The sequence below is a fragment of the Pseudoalteromonas sp. '520P1 No. 423' genome, assembly GCF_001269985.1.
In the GTDB taxonomy this organism is placed as follows: domain Bacteria; phylum Pseudomonadota; class Gammaproteobacteria; order Enterobacterales; family Alteromonadaceae; genus Pseudoalteromonas.
Genome location: NZ_BBZB01000001.1, coordinates 3,068,193 through 3,087,020, shown reverse-complemented (window position 1 = coordinate 3,087,020; position 18,828 = coordinate 3,068,193). Strand labels below are relative to the sequence as shown.

Genomic DNA, 18,828 nt, shown 5'->3' with positions numbered 1-18,828 from the left:
ATTAATTAAGTCTAGTCGCTAAATAATTTTGGTAATCAGGGATCTCTCGAGAGATTTCTGATGTCATTAAAGGCGATGATAACAGCATGTCAGCACTTGCCTCTGTACATGCTACCGGAATATTCCAAACCGCAGCTAATCTTAATAATGCTTTAATATCTGGATCATGTGGTTGTGAAGCAAGTGGATCCCAAAAAAATATCAATATATGAATTTCATGTTCAGCAATTTTTGCACCTAGCTGCTGATCTCCGCCCATAGGGCCACTTAATAGCTTTTCAACCGGTATTTGGGTGGCTTGTTCTATTAAATTACCCGTGGTACCTGTGCCATAGAGTTTATGCTCTGCTAATAGACTTTTATGTTTTACACACCATCCCTCTAAAGATTGCTTTTTACCATCGTGTGCAACAAGTGCGATGTGTTTTTTAGCGGGTAATACTTTGTTTATTGTCTGCATACGCTTCTCTTTTTATGTTTTAATAAATAATTACATAAAATCAACTCATTTCATAATGCAATTTTTGCTTACTATCTTTAATTAATAATATCAACATAGGCAGTAATAAGAGCATATGAAAGGCAATATAAAGTGGCGCAGTGAGATTTAATATGTGGGTTACTGTTACAAGTAAGCCTGCACCGCTCATTTGCATTAAACCTATTAGGGCTGAGGCAGTACCTGCTTTTTTTGAAAAAGGTTCAAGTGCTTTGCCGGCTGAAGAGCCAAGGGTAAACGCGAAGCCTACAGAGGTAATAAATATTGGCACCATAAATGCCCAAGCTTGTTTTATGTTTGAAAATGCAATTAATAATATGCCGCCTAATACCAGTAATGTTAAACCGATAGTAAGTGCTTTTTTTGTACTGCGTTTAATTAAAATGGGTGCAATAAAACTCGCTAATATACTTATTGAAGCATTAACAGAAAACCAATAGGTAAAGCTTTGCATTGTTAAACCTTGCTCTGTCATCAACCAAGCAGGGGCTGAAGTAACAAAGGCTAAAATTGCGGACATAGATAATAGACAAATACTGGCATTAAACATAAAACTCGCATTACTGAGCATAGGTTTGAAACGTCTAAAGTCTAAAATATTACCTTGATAGTGGCTATCTTGTGGTTTTGTTTCTTTATATGTTGTCAAAAATATCAATAAACTAATAAGACCGAATCCGGTTAAAAATAAAAAGTTTATACGCCAACCAAATTCTGTTGTGAGCCAACTCCCTAAAATGGGTGCTAAGGCAGGTATAAAACAAACAATACCATTTAAATAAGTGATCATTTGTGCACTTTTATTCGCATTAAAGCTATCTCTGACAATCGCAAAACAAGATACAAATGTTGCACTGGCACCTATGCCTTGCAATATTCTTGCTATTAATAACAGATCAAAATTTTTGGCTAAATAAGCTAGATATGATGTAAAGGTATAAATCACTATGCCAAATAAGGCGATGGGTTTTCTACCGTATTTATCAGATAAGGGACCTAATATAAGTTGCGCGATACCTACACTGACCATAAATAGGCTAATTGTGAGTTTTACATCACTATTGGGCACATTCAAGCTGGTGGCAATTTCAACAAAAGCAGGTAAATAAATATCAATTGCTAATGGACAAAAAATGACAAGCAACACTAAAACTAGGATACTTCTAAATGTATTAAATGATTTTACGGTCATAAATAGAATATGGTATGTGTGAATAAATCTAGGGCAGGGATTATATTAGATTTAAATTAAAAATATATAAAAAATGACCAATTTATTTGGTCATTTTTTATCATATTGAAATTATGTAACTATGATGTGCTGTTTTCAACACGGATTGCAGCTTTAATAATTTTCACTTCAGATTTAGTTCTGCCACTTCTGCTTCCTAAAGCCTCAATTTGTGGTAAAGAATCATCTAAACCCTTAACGACTTCACCAAATACAGTATGGCGACCATTTAAAAAAGGTGTGGCTTTAAATGTAATAAAAAATTGACTTCCGTCAGTATTTGGACCTGAATTTGCCATGCTTAAAATACCTGGTTTATCGTGTACTGCAGAATCTTTACTAAATTCACCTGCATATTTATAACCTGGATTTCCACGACCAGTTCCTAAAGGGTCTCCTCCTTGTGCCATAAAGCCAGGGATCACGCGATGAAAAATTAAGTCATCATAGAAGCCGAGTTTAGTAAGGTAAATCGTACTTGATACATGCATAGGTGCGGTATCTGGTAATAATTTAATACTGATGTCACCCTGATTGGTGTGTAAATCCCAAAAATAATCTTTACCTTTTGTAAATTCAACCAGTTCGGGTTTGGTTAATTGGGTTTTCCATTTACTATCTTCAGTATTTACCTGTTGTTTAGCGATAAACTCATCTGTTTGTTTTATTGCAGGATCGGCTTGAAAACAGCCACTGAGTGAAAGAGAGATAAAGCTAGCACCAATTAATTTATACAGATTATTCATAAATTTACTTTTCCTTATGTTGTAGCGTTATTATGCCCAGTTTATTTCAACAGTAAAGTCGCATTTTGCTGCAGTTTATCAAGAAGTTGATTTAAATCTTTTTGTTCATTATCAGATAGCACTGTAAGTAACTCTTGCTCTTTTTTAAGTACTCTAGGAACTAATATTTGATAAATTTCTTTGCCTTTATCAGTCAAATATAATTGTGTGAACCGTTTGTCTTTAGCGTTAACAGTTTCTTTTATTAAGTTATTTGAGCGCATTGAGTTGATGGCGCGACTGATTTGCATTTTTTCTAAGTTAGTTAATAGGGTGATTTTTTTGGCGGATAAGCCTGTTTGCTCACCTAAAATCGCCATAACACGCCATTCATGGCGAGATAACTCAAATTCACCAGTATAAACACAGGCAATATTTTCACTGATAGCTTGTTGCAACATCGCAAAGCGATATGGAAAAAATTGATTAAGGATCAGAGGTTCATGCTTATCTGTTTTATGCACTTTTTAAACTCCAAATAATTGATATAAGTAAAATGCGTTAAAATTGAAAAAACATCAATAGTAACATTTGTTACTATTTATTTCTTTGTTCCAAATGGGCATAGATTAGAGCTTACTTGTGTTACAGGTACAAGTGAACAAATGGCTGAACTAAAACGCGTTGCACCCGCTATGGTAGAAGAGTGGAGTGTGACTAAAAAAGCGCCTAAGCATGCAGCTTGGCTACATGAAAAAGAATTTTCAAAATAAACTAACAATTGTTGGTTGCTAGCTTATTTTGAGTGAATTTTTGCCGGGTAAGTTACCCGGTTTTTTTATTATTTGAAGCTTTATCTTTAATATCTGTGACATTTTCATCTTCAACAATTTGCTTGATGCTTGCATCAATTTGAGCGCCAGATTCAATGCTAATTGTTTTATGGTTTATATCACCTTTGATGTGAGCTGTTTGTTCTAAAGTTACTTTTATCGCATTAATAGAGCCAGTGACTTTACCTTTTACAGTGACTTCTTGTGCATCAATATTACCGTCGACCCAACCTTGCTCTCCGATAGTGAGGCTATTGATATTAATTTCACCTTCAATTTTACCGTCAAGTTGAATTAGCCCTTGGCTTATTACATTGCCTTGAATCACTACATCAGCACCAATAATTGAAGGCGTTGCATTTTTATTAAGCGGAGCTGGTTGTGTTTGGTCTTTACTTTTAGAGAACATTTTCTAATGCCTTTGTTATTTTTAACGGATTTACCGTTTTATTATTAAACATGAGTTCATAGTGTAAATGTGTGCTTGTACTTCGGCCTGTACTGCCCATTAAGCCGATGACATCATTTTTACTAACAGTCTGTCCTTTTTTAACTTTTATTTTATGAAGATGGCCATAGCGAGTAGAAAACCCATTTAAATGATCAATTTCAATAAAGTTACCATAACTACCATTTTTACCAGCACGTTTTACAGTGCCTTTAGCAGGCGAAAATATTTGTGTTTTTATCCAACCTGCCATATCAATGCCTTTATGCATAGAGCGGCGCTTGGTGATCGGATCTTTGCGGTAGCCATATAAGCTTGAAATGTAATAATCTTTCGCGGGCAGCTTTACTGGCACATTCTGTAAAGCGAGTTCTAATTCTTTGAGTTCAATCAATTGATCAATAACATTTTTTTGCTTATCAGTCGCTTTGGTTGATAGGTCATATAATGGGCCGCCTTGCGCTATTGTACTATTTACAAAATGCGATTTAATCATTTCATTAGTAATACCTGCGTTATTTAGGGCTTTATCTAGAATATTTTGGCGGTGTTGAACTTGTTTCGCTAATTGAGTTAAATCATTATGCTGTTTTAATCTAATATTTGATAATTGCTTGTGACTAATATCCATTTTATCTAATAAAGAGATACTTTCATTTGATGGAGCTTGCGTATCAACTTGATGTTCAGTAGGTGTAATATTTCCCTCTTTTTCAGGGCTTATAGCAGAGGGTAATGATTCAAGTATATTTTGTAAAAATACTTGCTGTTCTTGAAGCTGTGTTAGTTGTTTATTTAAAGTTTGGTGTTTTTCTTTATATTGATTTGTTAGCTGATCTAAATCTTGTTTAGATTGTTGTAAATTATTATGACTACTAGATATTTTTTGATTTAAAGCAAAATATTGTTTACTAGAATATACAAACCAAATAAATGTAATAGTAATGATACTTAACAATGAAAGTTGTACTACACCTGTGATATTAAGGTATTTAACTTCTCCGTTTTGTCGGATCAGTAATTGACGCTCAGGTAAATAGTGTTTATATATTTTCTTTAAAGGGCTTAACATTTAACTTTTAATTTATTCAACGCTTAATCTTTCTACGATACCAAATTTTAATAAAATAAAAAAGGGCATGTTTCTATTAATAAAACATACCCTTAGATTACTAAAAGTTATTATTTAGTTGGTAATAGTGTACCTTCAACAGAGCCGAAACCAATGCGAGCATAACCATCAGCTTCACACCAACCGCGCATAATCACTTTATCGCCATCTTCTAAGAATTTACGCTGCTCACCATTACTTAAAGTGATTGCTTCTTTGCCACCACGTGAAAGTTCTAGCATAGAACCTGCTTCAATATGTTCAGGACCTGACTGTGTACCAGAACCTAACATATCACCAGGCACAAAATTACAGCCATTTACTGTATGATGAGTTACCATTTGTGCTACTGTCCAATATGAATGTTTAAAGCTAGACTCTGATACTTTAGAAGCTTCAATGCCATCTTTACGCATTTGTTCAGTTTCAATTTGAACATCCATAGTGACATCAAAAGAACCCTGTTCACGGTTTTCTTTAGAGTCTAAGTATTCAAGTGGTTGTGGATCGTTTTCATCACGTGTCCAAGATGTACGGTATGGCGCAAGTGCTTCTGTTGTCACAATCCAAGGAGAAACGGTAGATGCAAAGTTTTTAGCAAGGAATGGGCCTAAAGGTTGGTATTCCCAAGCTTGTAAATCACGTGCTGACCAGTCATTAAATACACAGAAGCCAAACACATGATCTTCTGCATTTTTAATTGAGATAGCATCACCTAGATCGTTACCTTTTCCTAAATAAATACCCATTTCTAGTTCGTAATCTAAACGTTTAGCAGGGCCAAATGATGGTACATCAGCGTCAGGCGCTTTAGTTTGACCTTTAGGGCGGTGAAATTCTTGACCAGAAACATCAATAGATGATGCACGACCATGATAGCCAATTGGTACCCATTTGTAGTTTGGTAATAATGGGTTATCAGGGCGGAATAAACTACCTACTGCAGTAGCATGATAAATTGATGTGTAAAAATCAGTGTAATCACCTATATGACAAGGCATTGAAAACTCAATATCAGCTTGTGAAATTAAGCTAGTTTCTAAAGTTGCTTGATGTTCAGAACCTGCACGTAATGCTTTTGATAAAGCTAAACGCAATGCAGACCAATATTCGATTCCCATGCCCATAAATTCATTAAGTGCTGCTGCATTCGCTGCAACAACAGCTTCTTGTGCAAGACCTGTAAAAATATTTGCGTTAGCAACAACACTTAAGTCAAGTACTTGTGAACCGATAGCTACGCCACCACGAAATTCTTCATTTGAATCTTTACGACGAAATACAGCAAAAGGTAAATTTTGAATCGGGAAGTCTGTTGTTGCATCATTTGCAGATGATACCCAAGACGCTAATTTTATATCATGTGTTTCGTTAATAAGGCTCATAAATTTTCCTTTTCGGACTATGTCATTTTTAATAAAAATCTATTGTGTATATAGATATAGCCGATTGTAATTATTTAAAGTGTAGAAATAGAAAAAAGCAGATTTAAAATCTGCTTTAGTTCTTAGCAATTTGGAACTGTTTTAAATCTTAATTTAAAGCACACCACGTTTTCTTTGGTCTCTTTCAATTGACTCAAATAATGCTTGGAAATTACCTTCACCAAAACCACCATCATCAACACGTTGGATCATTTCTATGAAGATAGGACCAAATAAGTTTTTAGAGAAGATTTGTAATAAATAACAATCATCACCTTGGCTATCAACTAAGATTTGATGTTTTCTGATTTTCTCTTTGTCTTCTTTAACCCAAGGTACACGATCGAAAATAGTATCGTAATATTCAGGGATAATATCTAATGTTGCGATAGTAGATTGGTCTAGCTTATCTAATGAACTTACAAGGTCATTTGTTAAGAAAGCAATATGCTGAACACCTGGACCGTCGTATTTTTCTAGGTACTCATCAATTTGGTTATTTTTATCGCCTTTACCTTCGTTGATAGGAATACAGAAAGTTTCACAAGGAGACTTAAGTGCGTAAGATATAAGTGCTGTTTCAACACCTTTAATATCAAAGTAGCGTACTTCAGTAAAACCAAAAATATCTTTATAGAAATTAGCCCATGTTTCCATAGTACCTTGATAAACATTGTTAGTTAAATGGTCTATTCTTAAGAAACCTTTATCTTCAACAACTTTTTGTTCTGCTAAATCTTCAAAATCATTAGCGTATATAGAACCTTTATCACCAAATACATCGATGAAGTAAATTAAGCTGTCGCCAATACCAAAGATTGCCGGGTAAGGTAAGTCTTTATGTGTTGAATCTGTCGCAGGCTTTGCACCACGTTTTACAGCTTCTTCAAAAGCAGCTTCAGCATCGGCAACGCGCCAACCCATAGAACAAATAGCAGGACCATGGCTTTTAGCAAACTCTGCAGAAAATCCTTCACGACTATTATTTAATAAAAAGTGGATATCATTTTGATTGAAGTAAACAATGTCTTTACCTTTAAAAGTCTTTAATTTTGAAAAACCAAAGTCAGTAAATACTTGTTCCATATAATCCGCATCAGGTGTTGCATATTCTGTAAATTCGATGCCCATTAAACCTAATGGATTAGTTGATTCGCTCATTTTAAATGCTCCTACAAATCTATCTAAAAATTCGTATTTAATTTAGTTAGTATCATTTGTTACCGAATGATTAACTATTATTAATGTAAGTAAAAGCCCTAAGCCTAATTTAGTAAAGGTGCTCAGATGTAAATAAATGTGAACAAAAGTATATTTTTTGAATTTAGCTTAGTTATACAGCTTAAATACTCTGAAATATTTAAATTCTAATAAATAATAAAAGTTTAAAAATAGAGCTGTTTTAACTTAAGTCTTTGTTATTTATTTGGAAGTAAGTTTATATTTAAATCGTAATCTAAGGAAAATATACGAAACAGAAATGTAAACAAAACAGTACAAAATGTATAAATTGAAATAGGTTCTATAATTTCGGCATATATAGAAAACATCATTTTGATAATTTTAATGTTGTATTTATGAAGGCTGTAAGAGATAGCTTGTTAGAACATGCAAATGTGGAAGAAAAAAGTAGAGCCCCTAGTAATATAGTATTAATTTGTTTAGTAATAATTTACTGTATGTTATTATACTTGCGAGATTGGCAATAATTTCACTAGAGTGTAATGTTGTGTAATTAACTGTTGTTATTGATTTTTGTGTTTAAATACTTCAATTCTATTCACAAAAATAAATTTCAATATTGTTAGGTATTTTTAGGATTTTAAATATGCAAGAATTAAAACTAACCGAAGCAGGGATTGTAGTATCCATACAGGGGAAAGTATCAGTAATTTCTTCAGATGGTCAGATCCGTATTTTGAAACCTGATGATAAGCTTCAGGTTGGTGATATAGTTTTAACTTCTAAAAATTCTAAAGCAGTCATTCAGTTTGAAGTTCATAATATGGTAACAACTATTGATGAGTCTTGCGCTGCTTGTATTTTAATTAATAATTATGAACAAGTTAGCGCTAACATACAAAATGTAGACACAGATGCTTTTGATGGATCTGATGTTCTCGCATTACAGCAACTTATTTTAGATGGGGTAGACCCAACAGATACAACTTCAAATGATGAAATAGCTGATTTGCAAGAGCTAATAGCTCAAGGTATCGATCCAACTGCTACGCCTGAATTTGAAGCGGCTGCTGCTGGCGCGACGGGTAACCAGGGTTCAACAATTTCTCCTCGAATAGATGCCACAATTGAACAAATAGATGTAACAGCTGGTTATGATACTGATTATGCCACATCTAACTTAAATACCGTTGAAAACACTGAAGAAACACAAGTAAGAAAAGCAATTATCATAGGGGAAGATCAAGGCACTGCGGTTGAAGATATTGCACCTCGTATCAGTGGAAAACTTGAAATATCAGATACGAATATAGATGAATCAAAATTCAATGTAGCTGAGATCCAAACTCAATATGGTATGTTGACAATAGATGAGAACGGTAATTGGGTATACTCACTTAATAACGAATCAGATGTGATCCAAACATTAGATGTTGGAGAGTCATTATCTGAAAATATCATAGTTACATCGATTGATGGTACAGAGCATACAATATCTATAATAATTCAAGGTAATGAAGATCTATCAGTTATTAGCTTAGCTGATGGTGATACAGATGTGGGTTCAGTGACTGAAGATGAATCAGTTACGAATAACCAACTTAGCACTAATGGCCATTTAACCGTTACCGATACCGATAGCTCAGATACTGCAGCATTTGATGTTAATTCAGTAACAAGCACTAATACGTTAGGCACATTGACCATAGATGAAAATGGTAACTGGGTCTACAACATAGATAATACTCTGGCAGCTGTTCAAGGCTTAGATGAAGGCGAAAGCTTTACAGAAATTTTCACTGTAATGACGATTGATGGTCAAACACATGAAATCACAGTGACGGTTAATGGTGCAGAAGATTTATCACAAATTAGCTTAGAAGCAGGTGATACAGATGTGGGTTCAGTGACTGAAGATGAATCAGTTACGAATAACCAACTTAGCACTAATGGCCATTTAACCGTTACCGATACCGATAGCTCAGATACTGCAGCATTTGATGTTAATTCAGTAACAAGCACTAATACGTTAGGCACATTGACCATAGATGAAAATGGTAACTGGGTCTACAACATAGATAATACTCTGGCAGCTGTTCAAGGCTTAGATGAAGGCGAAAGCTTTACAGAAATTTTCACTGTAATGACGATTGATGGTCAAACACATGAAATCACAGTGACGGTTAATGGTGCAGAAGATTTATCACAAATTAGCTTAGAAGCAGGTGATACAGATGTGGGTTCAGTGACTGAAGATGAATCAGTTACGAATAACCAACTTAGCACTAATGGCCATTTAACCGTTACCGATACCGATAGCTCAGATACTGCAGCATTTGATGTTAATTCAGTAACAAGCACTAATACGTTAGGCACATTGACCATAGATGAAAATGGTAACTGGGTCTACAACATAGATAATACTCTGGCAGCTGTTCAAGGCTTAGATGAAGGCGAAAGCTTTACAGAAATTTTCACTGTAATGACGATTGATGGTCAAACACATGAAATCACAGTGACGGTTAATGGTGCAGAAGATTTATCACAAATTAGCTTAGAAGCAGGTGATACAGATGTGGGTTCAGTGACTGAAGATGAATCAGTTACGAATAACCAACTTAGCACTAATGGCCATTTAACCGTTACCGATACCGATAGCTCAGATACTGCAGCATTTGATGTTAATTCAGTAACAAGCACTAATACGTTAGGCACATTGACCATAGATGAAAATGGTAACTGGGTCTACAACATAGATAATACTCTGGCAGCTGTTCAAGGCTTAGATGAAGGCGAAAGCTTTACAGAAATTTTCACTGTAATGACGATTGATGGTCAAACACATGAAATCACAGTGACGGTTAATGGTGCAGAAGATTTATCACAAATTAGCTTAGAAGCAGGTGATACAGATGTGGGTTCAGTGACTGAAGATGAATCAGTTACGAATAACCAACTTAGCACTAATGGCCATTTAACCGTTACCGATACCGATAGCTCAGATACTGCAGCATTTGATGTTAATTCAGTAACAAGCACTAATACGTTAGGCACATTGACCATAGATGAAAATGGTAACTGGGTCTACAACATAGATAATACTCTGGCAGCTGTTCAAGGCTTAGATGAAGGCGAAAGCTTTACAGAAATTTTCACTGTAATGACGATTGATGGTCAAACACATGAAATCACAGTGACGGTTAATGGTGCAGAAGATTTATCACAAATTAGCTTAGAAGCAGGTGATACAGATGTGGGTTCAGTGACTGAAGATGAATCAGTTACGAATAACCAACTTAGCACTAATGGCCATTTAACCGTTACCGATACCGATAGCTCAGATACTGCAGCATTTGATGTTAATTCAGTAACAAGCACTAATACGTTAGGCACATTGACCATAGATGAAAATGGTAACTGGGTCTACAACATAGATAATACTCTGGCAGCTGTTCAAGGCTTAGATGAAGGCGAAAGCTTTACAGAAATTTTCACTGTAATGACGATTGATGGTCAAACACATGAAATCACAGTGACGGTAAATGGAACGGCCGATGCAACAGAAACTAAAGCTGATGCAGCATCAGTAAACGAAGATGGCTCAGTTGTTATTGATGTATTAGCTAATGACTCTGATATTGATAGTGAAAAATCTCCTGTAGTCTCAGTAACTAATGGTGCTAATGGCACAGTTTCAATTAATCCTGATGGCACCGTAACATATACACCCAATCCAAATTTTAATGGCACAGATACCTTTACTTACACTAATGCAGAAGGCAATACAGCAACAGTTACAGTATTTGTTACACCTGTTGATGATGCAACGGTTATCAAAGATGATACCGCGACTGTAAATGAAGACGGCTCTGTAGTAATCGATGTTTTGGCCAATGATACCGATGCAGATGGTTCAAAATCACCAGTTGTGTCAGTGACTAATGGTTCAAATGGTACGGTTGTTATTAATCAAGATGGAACAGTAACTTATACACCAAACCCTAATTTTAATGGCACAGATACCTTTACTTACACTAATGCAGAAGGCAATACAGCAACAGTTACAGTATTTGTTACACCTGTTGATGATGCAACGGTTATCAAAGATGATACCGCGACTGTAAATGAAGACGGCTCTGTAGTAATCGATGTTTTGGCCAATGATACCGATGCAGATGGTTCAAAATCACCAGTTGTGTCAGTGACTAATGGTGCTAATGGAACAGTGGTTATCAATGCTGATGGAACAGTAACTTATACACCAAATCCAAATTTTAATGGCACAGATACGTTTACTTATACTAATGCAGAAGGCAATACAGCCACAGTTACGGTGAATGTCACACCTGATGGGGATGCCACTGTAATTAAAGACGACAGCGCGACAGTTAATGAAGATGGCTCTGTGAAAATTGATGTTTTGGCCAACGATACAGATCCAGATGGTTCAAAATCACCAGTTGTGTCAGTGACTAATGGTGCTAATGGAACAGTGGTTATCAATGCTGATGGAACAGTAACTTATACACCAAAACCAAATTTTAATGGCACAGATACGTTTACTTATACTAATGCAGAAGGCAATACAGCCACAGTTACGGTGAATGTCACACCTGATGGCGATGCCACTGTAATTAAAGACGACAGCGCGACAGTTAATGAAGATGGCTCTGTGAAAATTGATGTTTTGGCCAACGATACAGATCCAGATGGTTCAAAATCACCAGTTGTGTCAGTGACTAATGGTGCTAATGGAACAGTGGTTATCAATGCTGATGGAACAGTAACTTATACACCAAATCCAAATTTTAATGGCACAGATACGTTTACTTATACTAATGCAGAAGGCAATACAGCCACAGTTACGGTGAATGTCACACCTGATGGGGATGCCACTGTAATTAAAGACGACAGCGCGACAGTTAATGAAGATGGCTCTGTGAAAATTGATGTTTTGGCCAACGATACAGATCCAGATGGTTCAAAATCACCAGTTGTGTCAGTGACTAATGGTGCTAATGGAACAGTGGTTATCAATGCTGATGGAACAGTAACTTATACACCAAATCCAAATTTTAATGGCACAGATACGTTTACTTATACTAATGCAGAAGGCAATACAGCCACAGTTACGGTGAATGTCACACCTGATGGGGATGCCACTGTAATTAAAGACGACAGCGCGACAGTTAATGAAGATGGCTCTGTGAAAATTGATGTTTTGGCCAACGATACAGATCCAGATGGTTCAAAATCACCAGTTGTGTCAGTGACTAATGGTGCTAATGGAACAGTGGTTATCAATGCTGATGGAACAGTAACTTATACACCAAAACCAAATTTTAATGGCACAGATACGTTTACTTATACTAATGCAGAAGGCAATACAGCAACAGTTTCTGTTCTAGTTAATCCTTTATCAGATACCTTCACAGATAATGATGAAGTGGTATCAGGTAATGAAGATACAGATCAAACGGGCACAGTCCTTGAAAACAGTGTAGACGGTAATGGTCTGACACTGACAGTAACTAAGTTCAGCTTAGATGCCAATGGTGATGGGTCACAACAAGAATTTACGGCTGGTCAAACGGTGATCATTGCCGGTGTGGGTGAATTCACACTGAGTGCAAATGGTAGTTACACGTTTCAACCCGCACAAAACTACAATGGTCCAGTACCTGTGATCACATACACAGTGAGTAACGGTGAGACCACAGATACGTCAACATTAACGATTAATATCAATGCACAAGATGATGTATTTACAGATAATGATGAAGTGGTATCAGGTAATGAAGATACAGATCAAACGGGCACAGTCCTTGAAAACAGTGTAGACGGTAATGGTCTGACACTGACAGTAACTAAGTTCAGCTTAGATGCCAATGGTGATGGGTCACAACAAGAATTTACGGCTGGTCAAACGGTGATCATTGCCGGTGTGGGTGAATTCACACTGAGTGCAAATGGTAGTTACACGTTTAAACCCGCACAAAACTACAATGGTCCAGTACCTGTGATCACATACACAATGAGTAACGGTGAGACCACAGATACGTCAACATTAACGATTAATATCAATGCACAAAATGATGTATTTACAGATAATGATGAAGTGGTATCAGGTAATGAAGATACAGATCAAACGGGCACAGTCCTTGAAAACAGTGTAGACGGTAATGGTCTGACACTGACAGTAACTAAGTTCAGCTTAGATGCCAATGGTGATGGGTCACAACAAGAATTTACGGCTGGTCAAACGGTGCTCATTGCCGGTGTGGGTGAATTCACACTGAGTGCAAATGGTAGTTACACGTTTAAACCCGCACAAAACTACAATGGTCCAGTACCTGTGATCACATACACAGTGAGTAACGGTGAGACCACAGATACGTCAACATTAACGATTAATATCAATGCACAAAATGATGTATTTACAGATAATGATGAAGTGGTATCAGGTAATGAAGATACAGATCAAACGGGCACAGTCCTTGAAAACAGTGTAGACGGTAATGGTCTGACACTGACAGTAACTAAGTTCAGCTTAGATGCCAATGGTGATGGGTCACAACAAGAATTTATGGCTGGTCAAACGGTGACCATTGCTGGTGTGGGTGAATTCACACTGAGTGCAAATGGAAGTTACACGTTTAAACCCGCACAAAACTACAATGGTCCAGTACCTGTGATCACATACACAATGAGTAACGGTGAGACCACAGATACGTCAACATTAACGATTAATATCAATGCACAAAATGATGTATTTACAGATAATGATGAAGTGGTATCAGGTAATGAAGATACAGATCAAACGGGCACAGTCCTTGAAAACAGTGTAGACGGTAATGGTCTGACACTGACAGTAACTAAGTTCAGCTTAGATGCCAATGGTGATGGGTCACAACAAGAATTTACGGCTGGTCAAACGATGACTATTGCCGGTGTGGGTGAATTCACACTGAGTGCAAATGGTAGTTACACGTTTCAACCCGCACAAAACTACAATGGTCCAGTACCTGTGATCACATACACAGTGAGTAACGGTGAGACCACAGATACGTCAACATTAACGATTAATATCAATGCACAAAATGATGTATTTACAGATAATGATGAAGTGGTATCAGGTAATGAAGATACAGATCAAACGGGCACAGTCCTTGAAAACAGTGTAGACGGTAATGGTCTGACACTGACAGTAACTAAGTTCAGCTTAGATGCCAATGGTGATGGGTCACAACAAGAATTTACGGCTGGTCAAACGGTGACTATTGCCGGTGTGGGTGAATTCACACTGAGTGCAAATGGAAGTTACACGTTTAAACCCGCACAAAACTACAATGGTCCAGTACCTGTGATCACATACACAGTGACTAACGGTGAGACCACAGATACGTCAACATTAACGATTAATATCAATGCACAAAATGATGTATTTACAGATAATGATGAAGTGGTATCAGGTAATGAAGATACAGATCAAACGGGCACAGTCCTTGAAAACAGTGTAGACGGTAATGGTCTGACACTGACAGTAACTAAGTTCAGCTTAGATGCCAATGGTGATGGGTCACAACAAGAATTTACGGCTGGTCAAACGGTGATCATTGCCGGTGTGGGTGAATTCACACTGAGTGCAAATGGTAGTTACACGTTTAAACCCGCACAAAACTACAATGGTCCAGTACCTGTGATCACATACACAGTGAGTAACGGTGAGACCACAGATACGTCAACATTAACGATTAATATCAATGCACAAGATGATGCACCTACATCAACAAATGATTCAATATCTGTAAAAGAAGATCTTAATAATACAAATCTTGGTTATGCACTTTTATTAACAGATTTCGGTGATTATTCTGATGTTGAAAATAACCCTCTATCTTCCGTTAGAATTGAGACATTACCGACAAATGGTAAGTTTTATTTAAATGGTGTTGAAGTTACGGCGGCCAACTTTGAGGTAACCGCAGCTGATATTACTGCAGGGAAATTAACTTTTGTGCCAACACAGCATACCGACACAGATGGTAGCTTCACTTTTAGTGTTTCAGATGGTACAAACTGGAGTTCTGAAGTATACACAACGGTTATAATATTAGAAGCCCTTGCAGATAAACCTGAGCTATTAATTTCTATTAGCACACCAGTACAAATTCCGGTCTCTAGTACAGGAAATCCAATTGATTTTAATGACCTAGCTTCGTCACTCGGTATAGTTATTGATGGCACAGTTACAGGTACTGATCTTGGTGATTCATTGATGAATGGCGTTAACAATACCACAAATGATTATTTGTTAGGTAAAGGAGGGGCCGATGCTATACATGGTTATGGTGGAGACGATATCTTTGATGGTGGCGCCGGTAATGACTCTATGTATGGGGGAGAAGGTAAAGATGTTGCCATCTTTACAGGTAAATTTAGTGATTACATTATTGAATATAGATATCCAGACGACCATGGCAATGATGCATACTTATTAGTGATTGATAAAAGAGGAATTGATACAGACTCTACAAATTCTAACCATTTAGATGCAGGTGATCATCTTTATAGTATTGAAACGCTAGTTTTCTCTGATATGAGTGTTTATGTTGATTTATCTAATGGCAATATGGAAACTAACTCTGCATTTAAATATGAGTTAAATATTGATTCAAGCTTAGTAGATAGAGATGGTAGTGAAACACTTTCTATTACATTATCTGGCATACCTGACAGTGTAAGTGTTGTAGGTGCAACTAAGAACCCAGATGGTACTTGGTCACTTACAGTAAGTGGTAAAGACTTTAATGGTGCTATCACGCTAATAGCCTCTGAATCACAAAGTAACTTTGATGTTACAGTTACTGCGAGGTCTACAGAAAGTAGTAATAATTCAACAGCTATTTTCTCTCAAATAGTGGCAGTTATTATTCCATTAGTTACAGGAACAAAAGCACCAACAATAACCTCTGTTGAAGATGAAACTGTATATGAACATGGTTTAGTTGATGGTAACTCTAATAGTGGCGCTGAGTTTACAAGCGGTAGTTTTATAATTAAAGGTGAGAGTAGTGATATTGTTTCGATAGAAATTGAGGGACAAAGTATTAGCTTGTCACAATTAGAATCGCTTTCATCAACAGATATCACAATTATTACAGATAAAGGTGTATTTACATTAACAGATTATAATTCATCAACTGGAGAGTTAAGTTATACCTATAAGCTCTCATCATCTCAAAATCATACAAATAACATAGACATTAAAGAAACTATTGATCTAGTTTTAGAAAATGCACAAGGATTAAAAAGCTCAACGAGCTTTGATATTACAATTGTTGATGATGCACCTAGCACAACAGGTGATACACAATTTATTGTTTTTGAAGAGCAGATAACTAATGTCATTATTATCTTAGATGCTTCAGGTAGTATGGCATATGATATGAGTAGTAGTGACGATAGAAGTCGAATGAAAGTTGCTATTCAAGCGATTAAGCAACTACTAGAAGCATATGATGATCTCGGTTCAGTAAATGTTCAACTAGTAAGCTTTAGTAGCACGCATAGTGGGTCTACAAATGCACATTCAAATGGTTGGCTTAATTTAGCAGACGCTAAAGCGTGGTTAGATACTGCATCAAATGTTGACCCAGATGGTGGTACTGACTACGTATTAGGGCTGAACAGTGTAATTAACAATTTTACAGCACCTCAAAATGGCGGAAAAACTTACACTTACTTCATTTCTGATGGTGAACCATGGAGTAATCAAAATAAATCGGATGCACTTGCATTTGAAGATGATTGGGAAGCTTTTATCAATGCAAATGGGATCACTGAATCTTATGCTATTGGTATGGGTAATGTACCAACTGAATATTTGAGTATTGCTGCACATGCAAATGGTGTAGATACTGCGGTAACACTTGTATATTCTGCAGATGATTTAAAAGATCATTTATTAAGTACCATAGTAGTTGAAACAACAGGCCATATATTTGATGGATTATTATCAAATGGGAGTATTATTGGGGCAGATGGTGGTACTTTCACATCTGTAACTATCGATGGTCAAACTTATACATTAGCAAATGCTATTAATGGTATTTTGGTAATTAATACTGCGCTAGGTGGTAAATTAACCGTTGATTTCAATAAAAATGAGTATTCATATGAAGCGACAGCTTTATCAAATAATGGACAAGATTATATTGAAACCTTTACTGCGACTATGACAGATAATGATGGCGATTCATCATCTGCTGAATTTACAATAAATGTCGCATTTCCAGATCATACCCAAGGTACATCAAACACAGATGTATTATATGGTACGACAGCAAATGATACATTAAATGGTTTAGCTGGTAATGATGCCATTATGGGTGAAGCTGGAAACGATACCCTTGAAGGCGGTGCTGGTCATGATATTCTAGTCGGCGGTAGTGGAAACGATATATTTAAATTTGGAGCAAACTCAGGTGATAGAAGTACGGATACAATTGTTGACTTTACTGCGGGTGACATCATAGATTTAAGCGATTTACTAGTTGGTGAATCAGCTAATGCATATACACTGAATTCCTATTTAAATTTTACAACTGTTGATGGTGATACTAGGATTTTTGTTGACTCAGATAAAGATGGTGCAGTAGATCTAACAATTAGATTACAAGATTTAGATCTTGGTGCTACAGGAAGCAATGATGTAGATATAATTCAAACACTATTAACTCAAGGGCAACTGGTTGTAGATAATACATCTTCACGTTCTTCAAGACGTACAGATACCGAAGATGAAGCAAGAGATGGCAGAGAATATAATAGTTTTAAATACTCAACAAGAAGTGCAGACTCAAACTCAGCGCAAAATGATGAAATGAATACAATTAATTCAGAAGCTGAATCAGATAGCTTAATGTTCAACTTTTCTAACGATCAAGCAATACTTGGTATTGATAGTTTAGAGCCTATGCAAAGCGAGACTGATGATGAATTAAAAATTAATCCTAATGAAAGAGAGGTGGCACAGTTTTTAGATCTTAATACAGTTGAAGCTATATCAGATATGAACTTAACTATGTCTGATTTAGTTAAGGATGAAGGTGAAGAAATCGAATCTTTAGATACATATTTAAACTTATCATTTGAAAGAAATGAAATTGAAGGTGAAATTACAGAGGCTAAACAAGTCGCTAAGCCTAGTAATAATCCAAAAACATTGGAAATTTCAGAACATCAGGAGTTTGAGTTGATTCAAAAATTAATAGATGACATTAAACTGTCTCATGACTAATCCTTGATTTTTATAGTGATAAGTTTTTAGCCTTATTTTCTTGTAGTTATATATTGTTCTTTAGTGATAAAGA

General features: G+C 36.1%; 9 protein-coding genes. 1 reads left to right on the top strand and 8 read right to left on the bottom strand.

What is annotated here, in order from left to right; genetic code table 11:
- Position 1: 1 nt before the first annotated feature.
- The 8 genes from PSA_RS14050 to hppD form a co-directional block, all read right to left on the bottom strand.
- The gene (locus PSA_RS14050; protein ID WP_042142170.1) at positions 2-460 is read right to left on the bottom strand and encodes a methylglyoxal synthase; all 459 of its coding nucleotides are present in this window, start codon (positions 458-460) and stop codon (positions 2-4) included.
- Between the two features lie 40 nt (positions 461-500).
- Positions 501-1,691 (bottom strand): multidrug effflux MFS transporter, encoded by a 1,191-nt coding sequence (locus PSA_RS14045; RefSeq protein ID WP_042142168.1) that lies wholly within the window; start codon positions 1,689-1,691, stop codon positions 501-503.
- 119 nt (positions 1,692-1,810) lie between these two features.
- A complete protein-coding gene (locus tag PSA_RS14040; protein ID WP_042142165.1) occupies positions 1,811-2,476 on the bottom strand; it encodes a peptidylprolyl isomerase in 666 nt (221 codons plus the stop codon).
- Positions 2,477-2,517: 41 nt separating this feature from the next.
- Entirely contained in the window at positions 2,518-2,979 is a 462-nt protein-coding gene (locus PSA_RS14035; RefSeq protein ID WP_042142163.1) for a MarR family winged helix-turn-helix transcriptional regulator, read from the bottom strand.
- 301 nt (positions 2,980-3,280) lie between these two features.
- Complete coding sequence (locus PSA_RS14025) at positions 3,281-3,697, bottom strand: polymer-forming cytoskeletal protein (RefSeq protein ID WP_042142162.1); 417 nt, start codon at positions 3,695-3,697, stop codon at positions 3,281-3,283.
- Complete coding sequence (locus PSA_RS14020; protein WP_042142161.1) at positions 3,687-4,808, bottom strand: M23 family metallopeptidase; 1,122 nt, start codon at positions 4,806-4,808, stop codon at positions 3,687-3,689. The genes PSA_RS14025 and PSA_RS14020 overlap by 11 nt, the downstream gene beginning before the upstream one ends.
- A gap of 110 nt (positions 4,809-4,918) precedes the next feature.
- A complete protein-coding gene (gene fahA / locus PSA_RS14015; protein ID WP_042142160.1) occupies positions 4,919-6,232 on the bottom strand; it encodes a fumarylacetoacetase in 1,314 nt (437 codons plus the stop codon).
- Positions 6,233-6,385: 153 nt separating this feature from the next.
- Positions 6,386-7,432 (bottom strand): 4-hydroxyphenylpyruvate dioxygenase, encoded by a 1,047-nt coding sequence (hppD, locus tag PSA_RS14010; RefSeq protein WP_042142159.1) that lies wholly within the window; start codon positions 7,430-7,432, stop codon positions 6,386-6,388.
- 667 nt (positions 7,433-8,099) lie between these two features.
- Here hppD and PSA_RS14005 point away from each other — a divergent pair.
- Positions 8,100-18,755 carry a retention module-containing protein gene (locus PSA_RS14005; RefSeq protein ID WP_059364943.1) on the top strand — a complete coding sequence of 3,552 codons (10,656 nt, stop codon included), beginning with the start codon at positions 8,100-8,102 and terminating at the stop codon, positions 18,753-18,755.
- Positions 18,756-18,828: the final 73 nt, after the last annotated feature.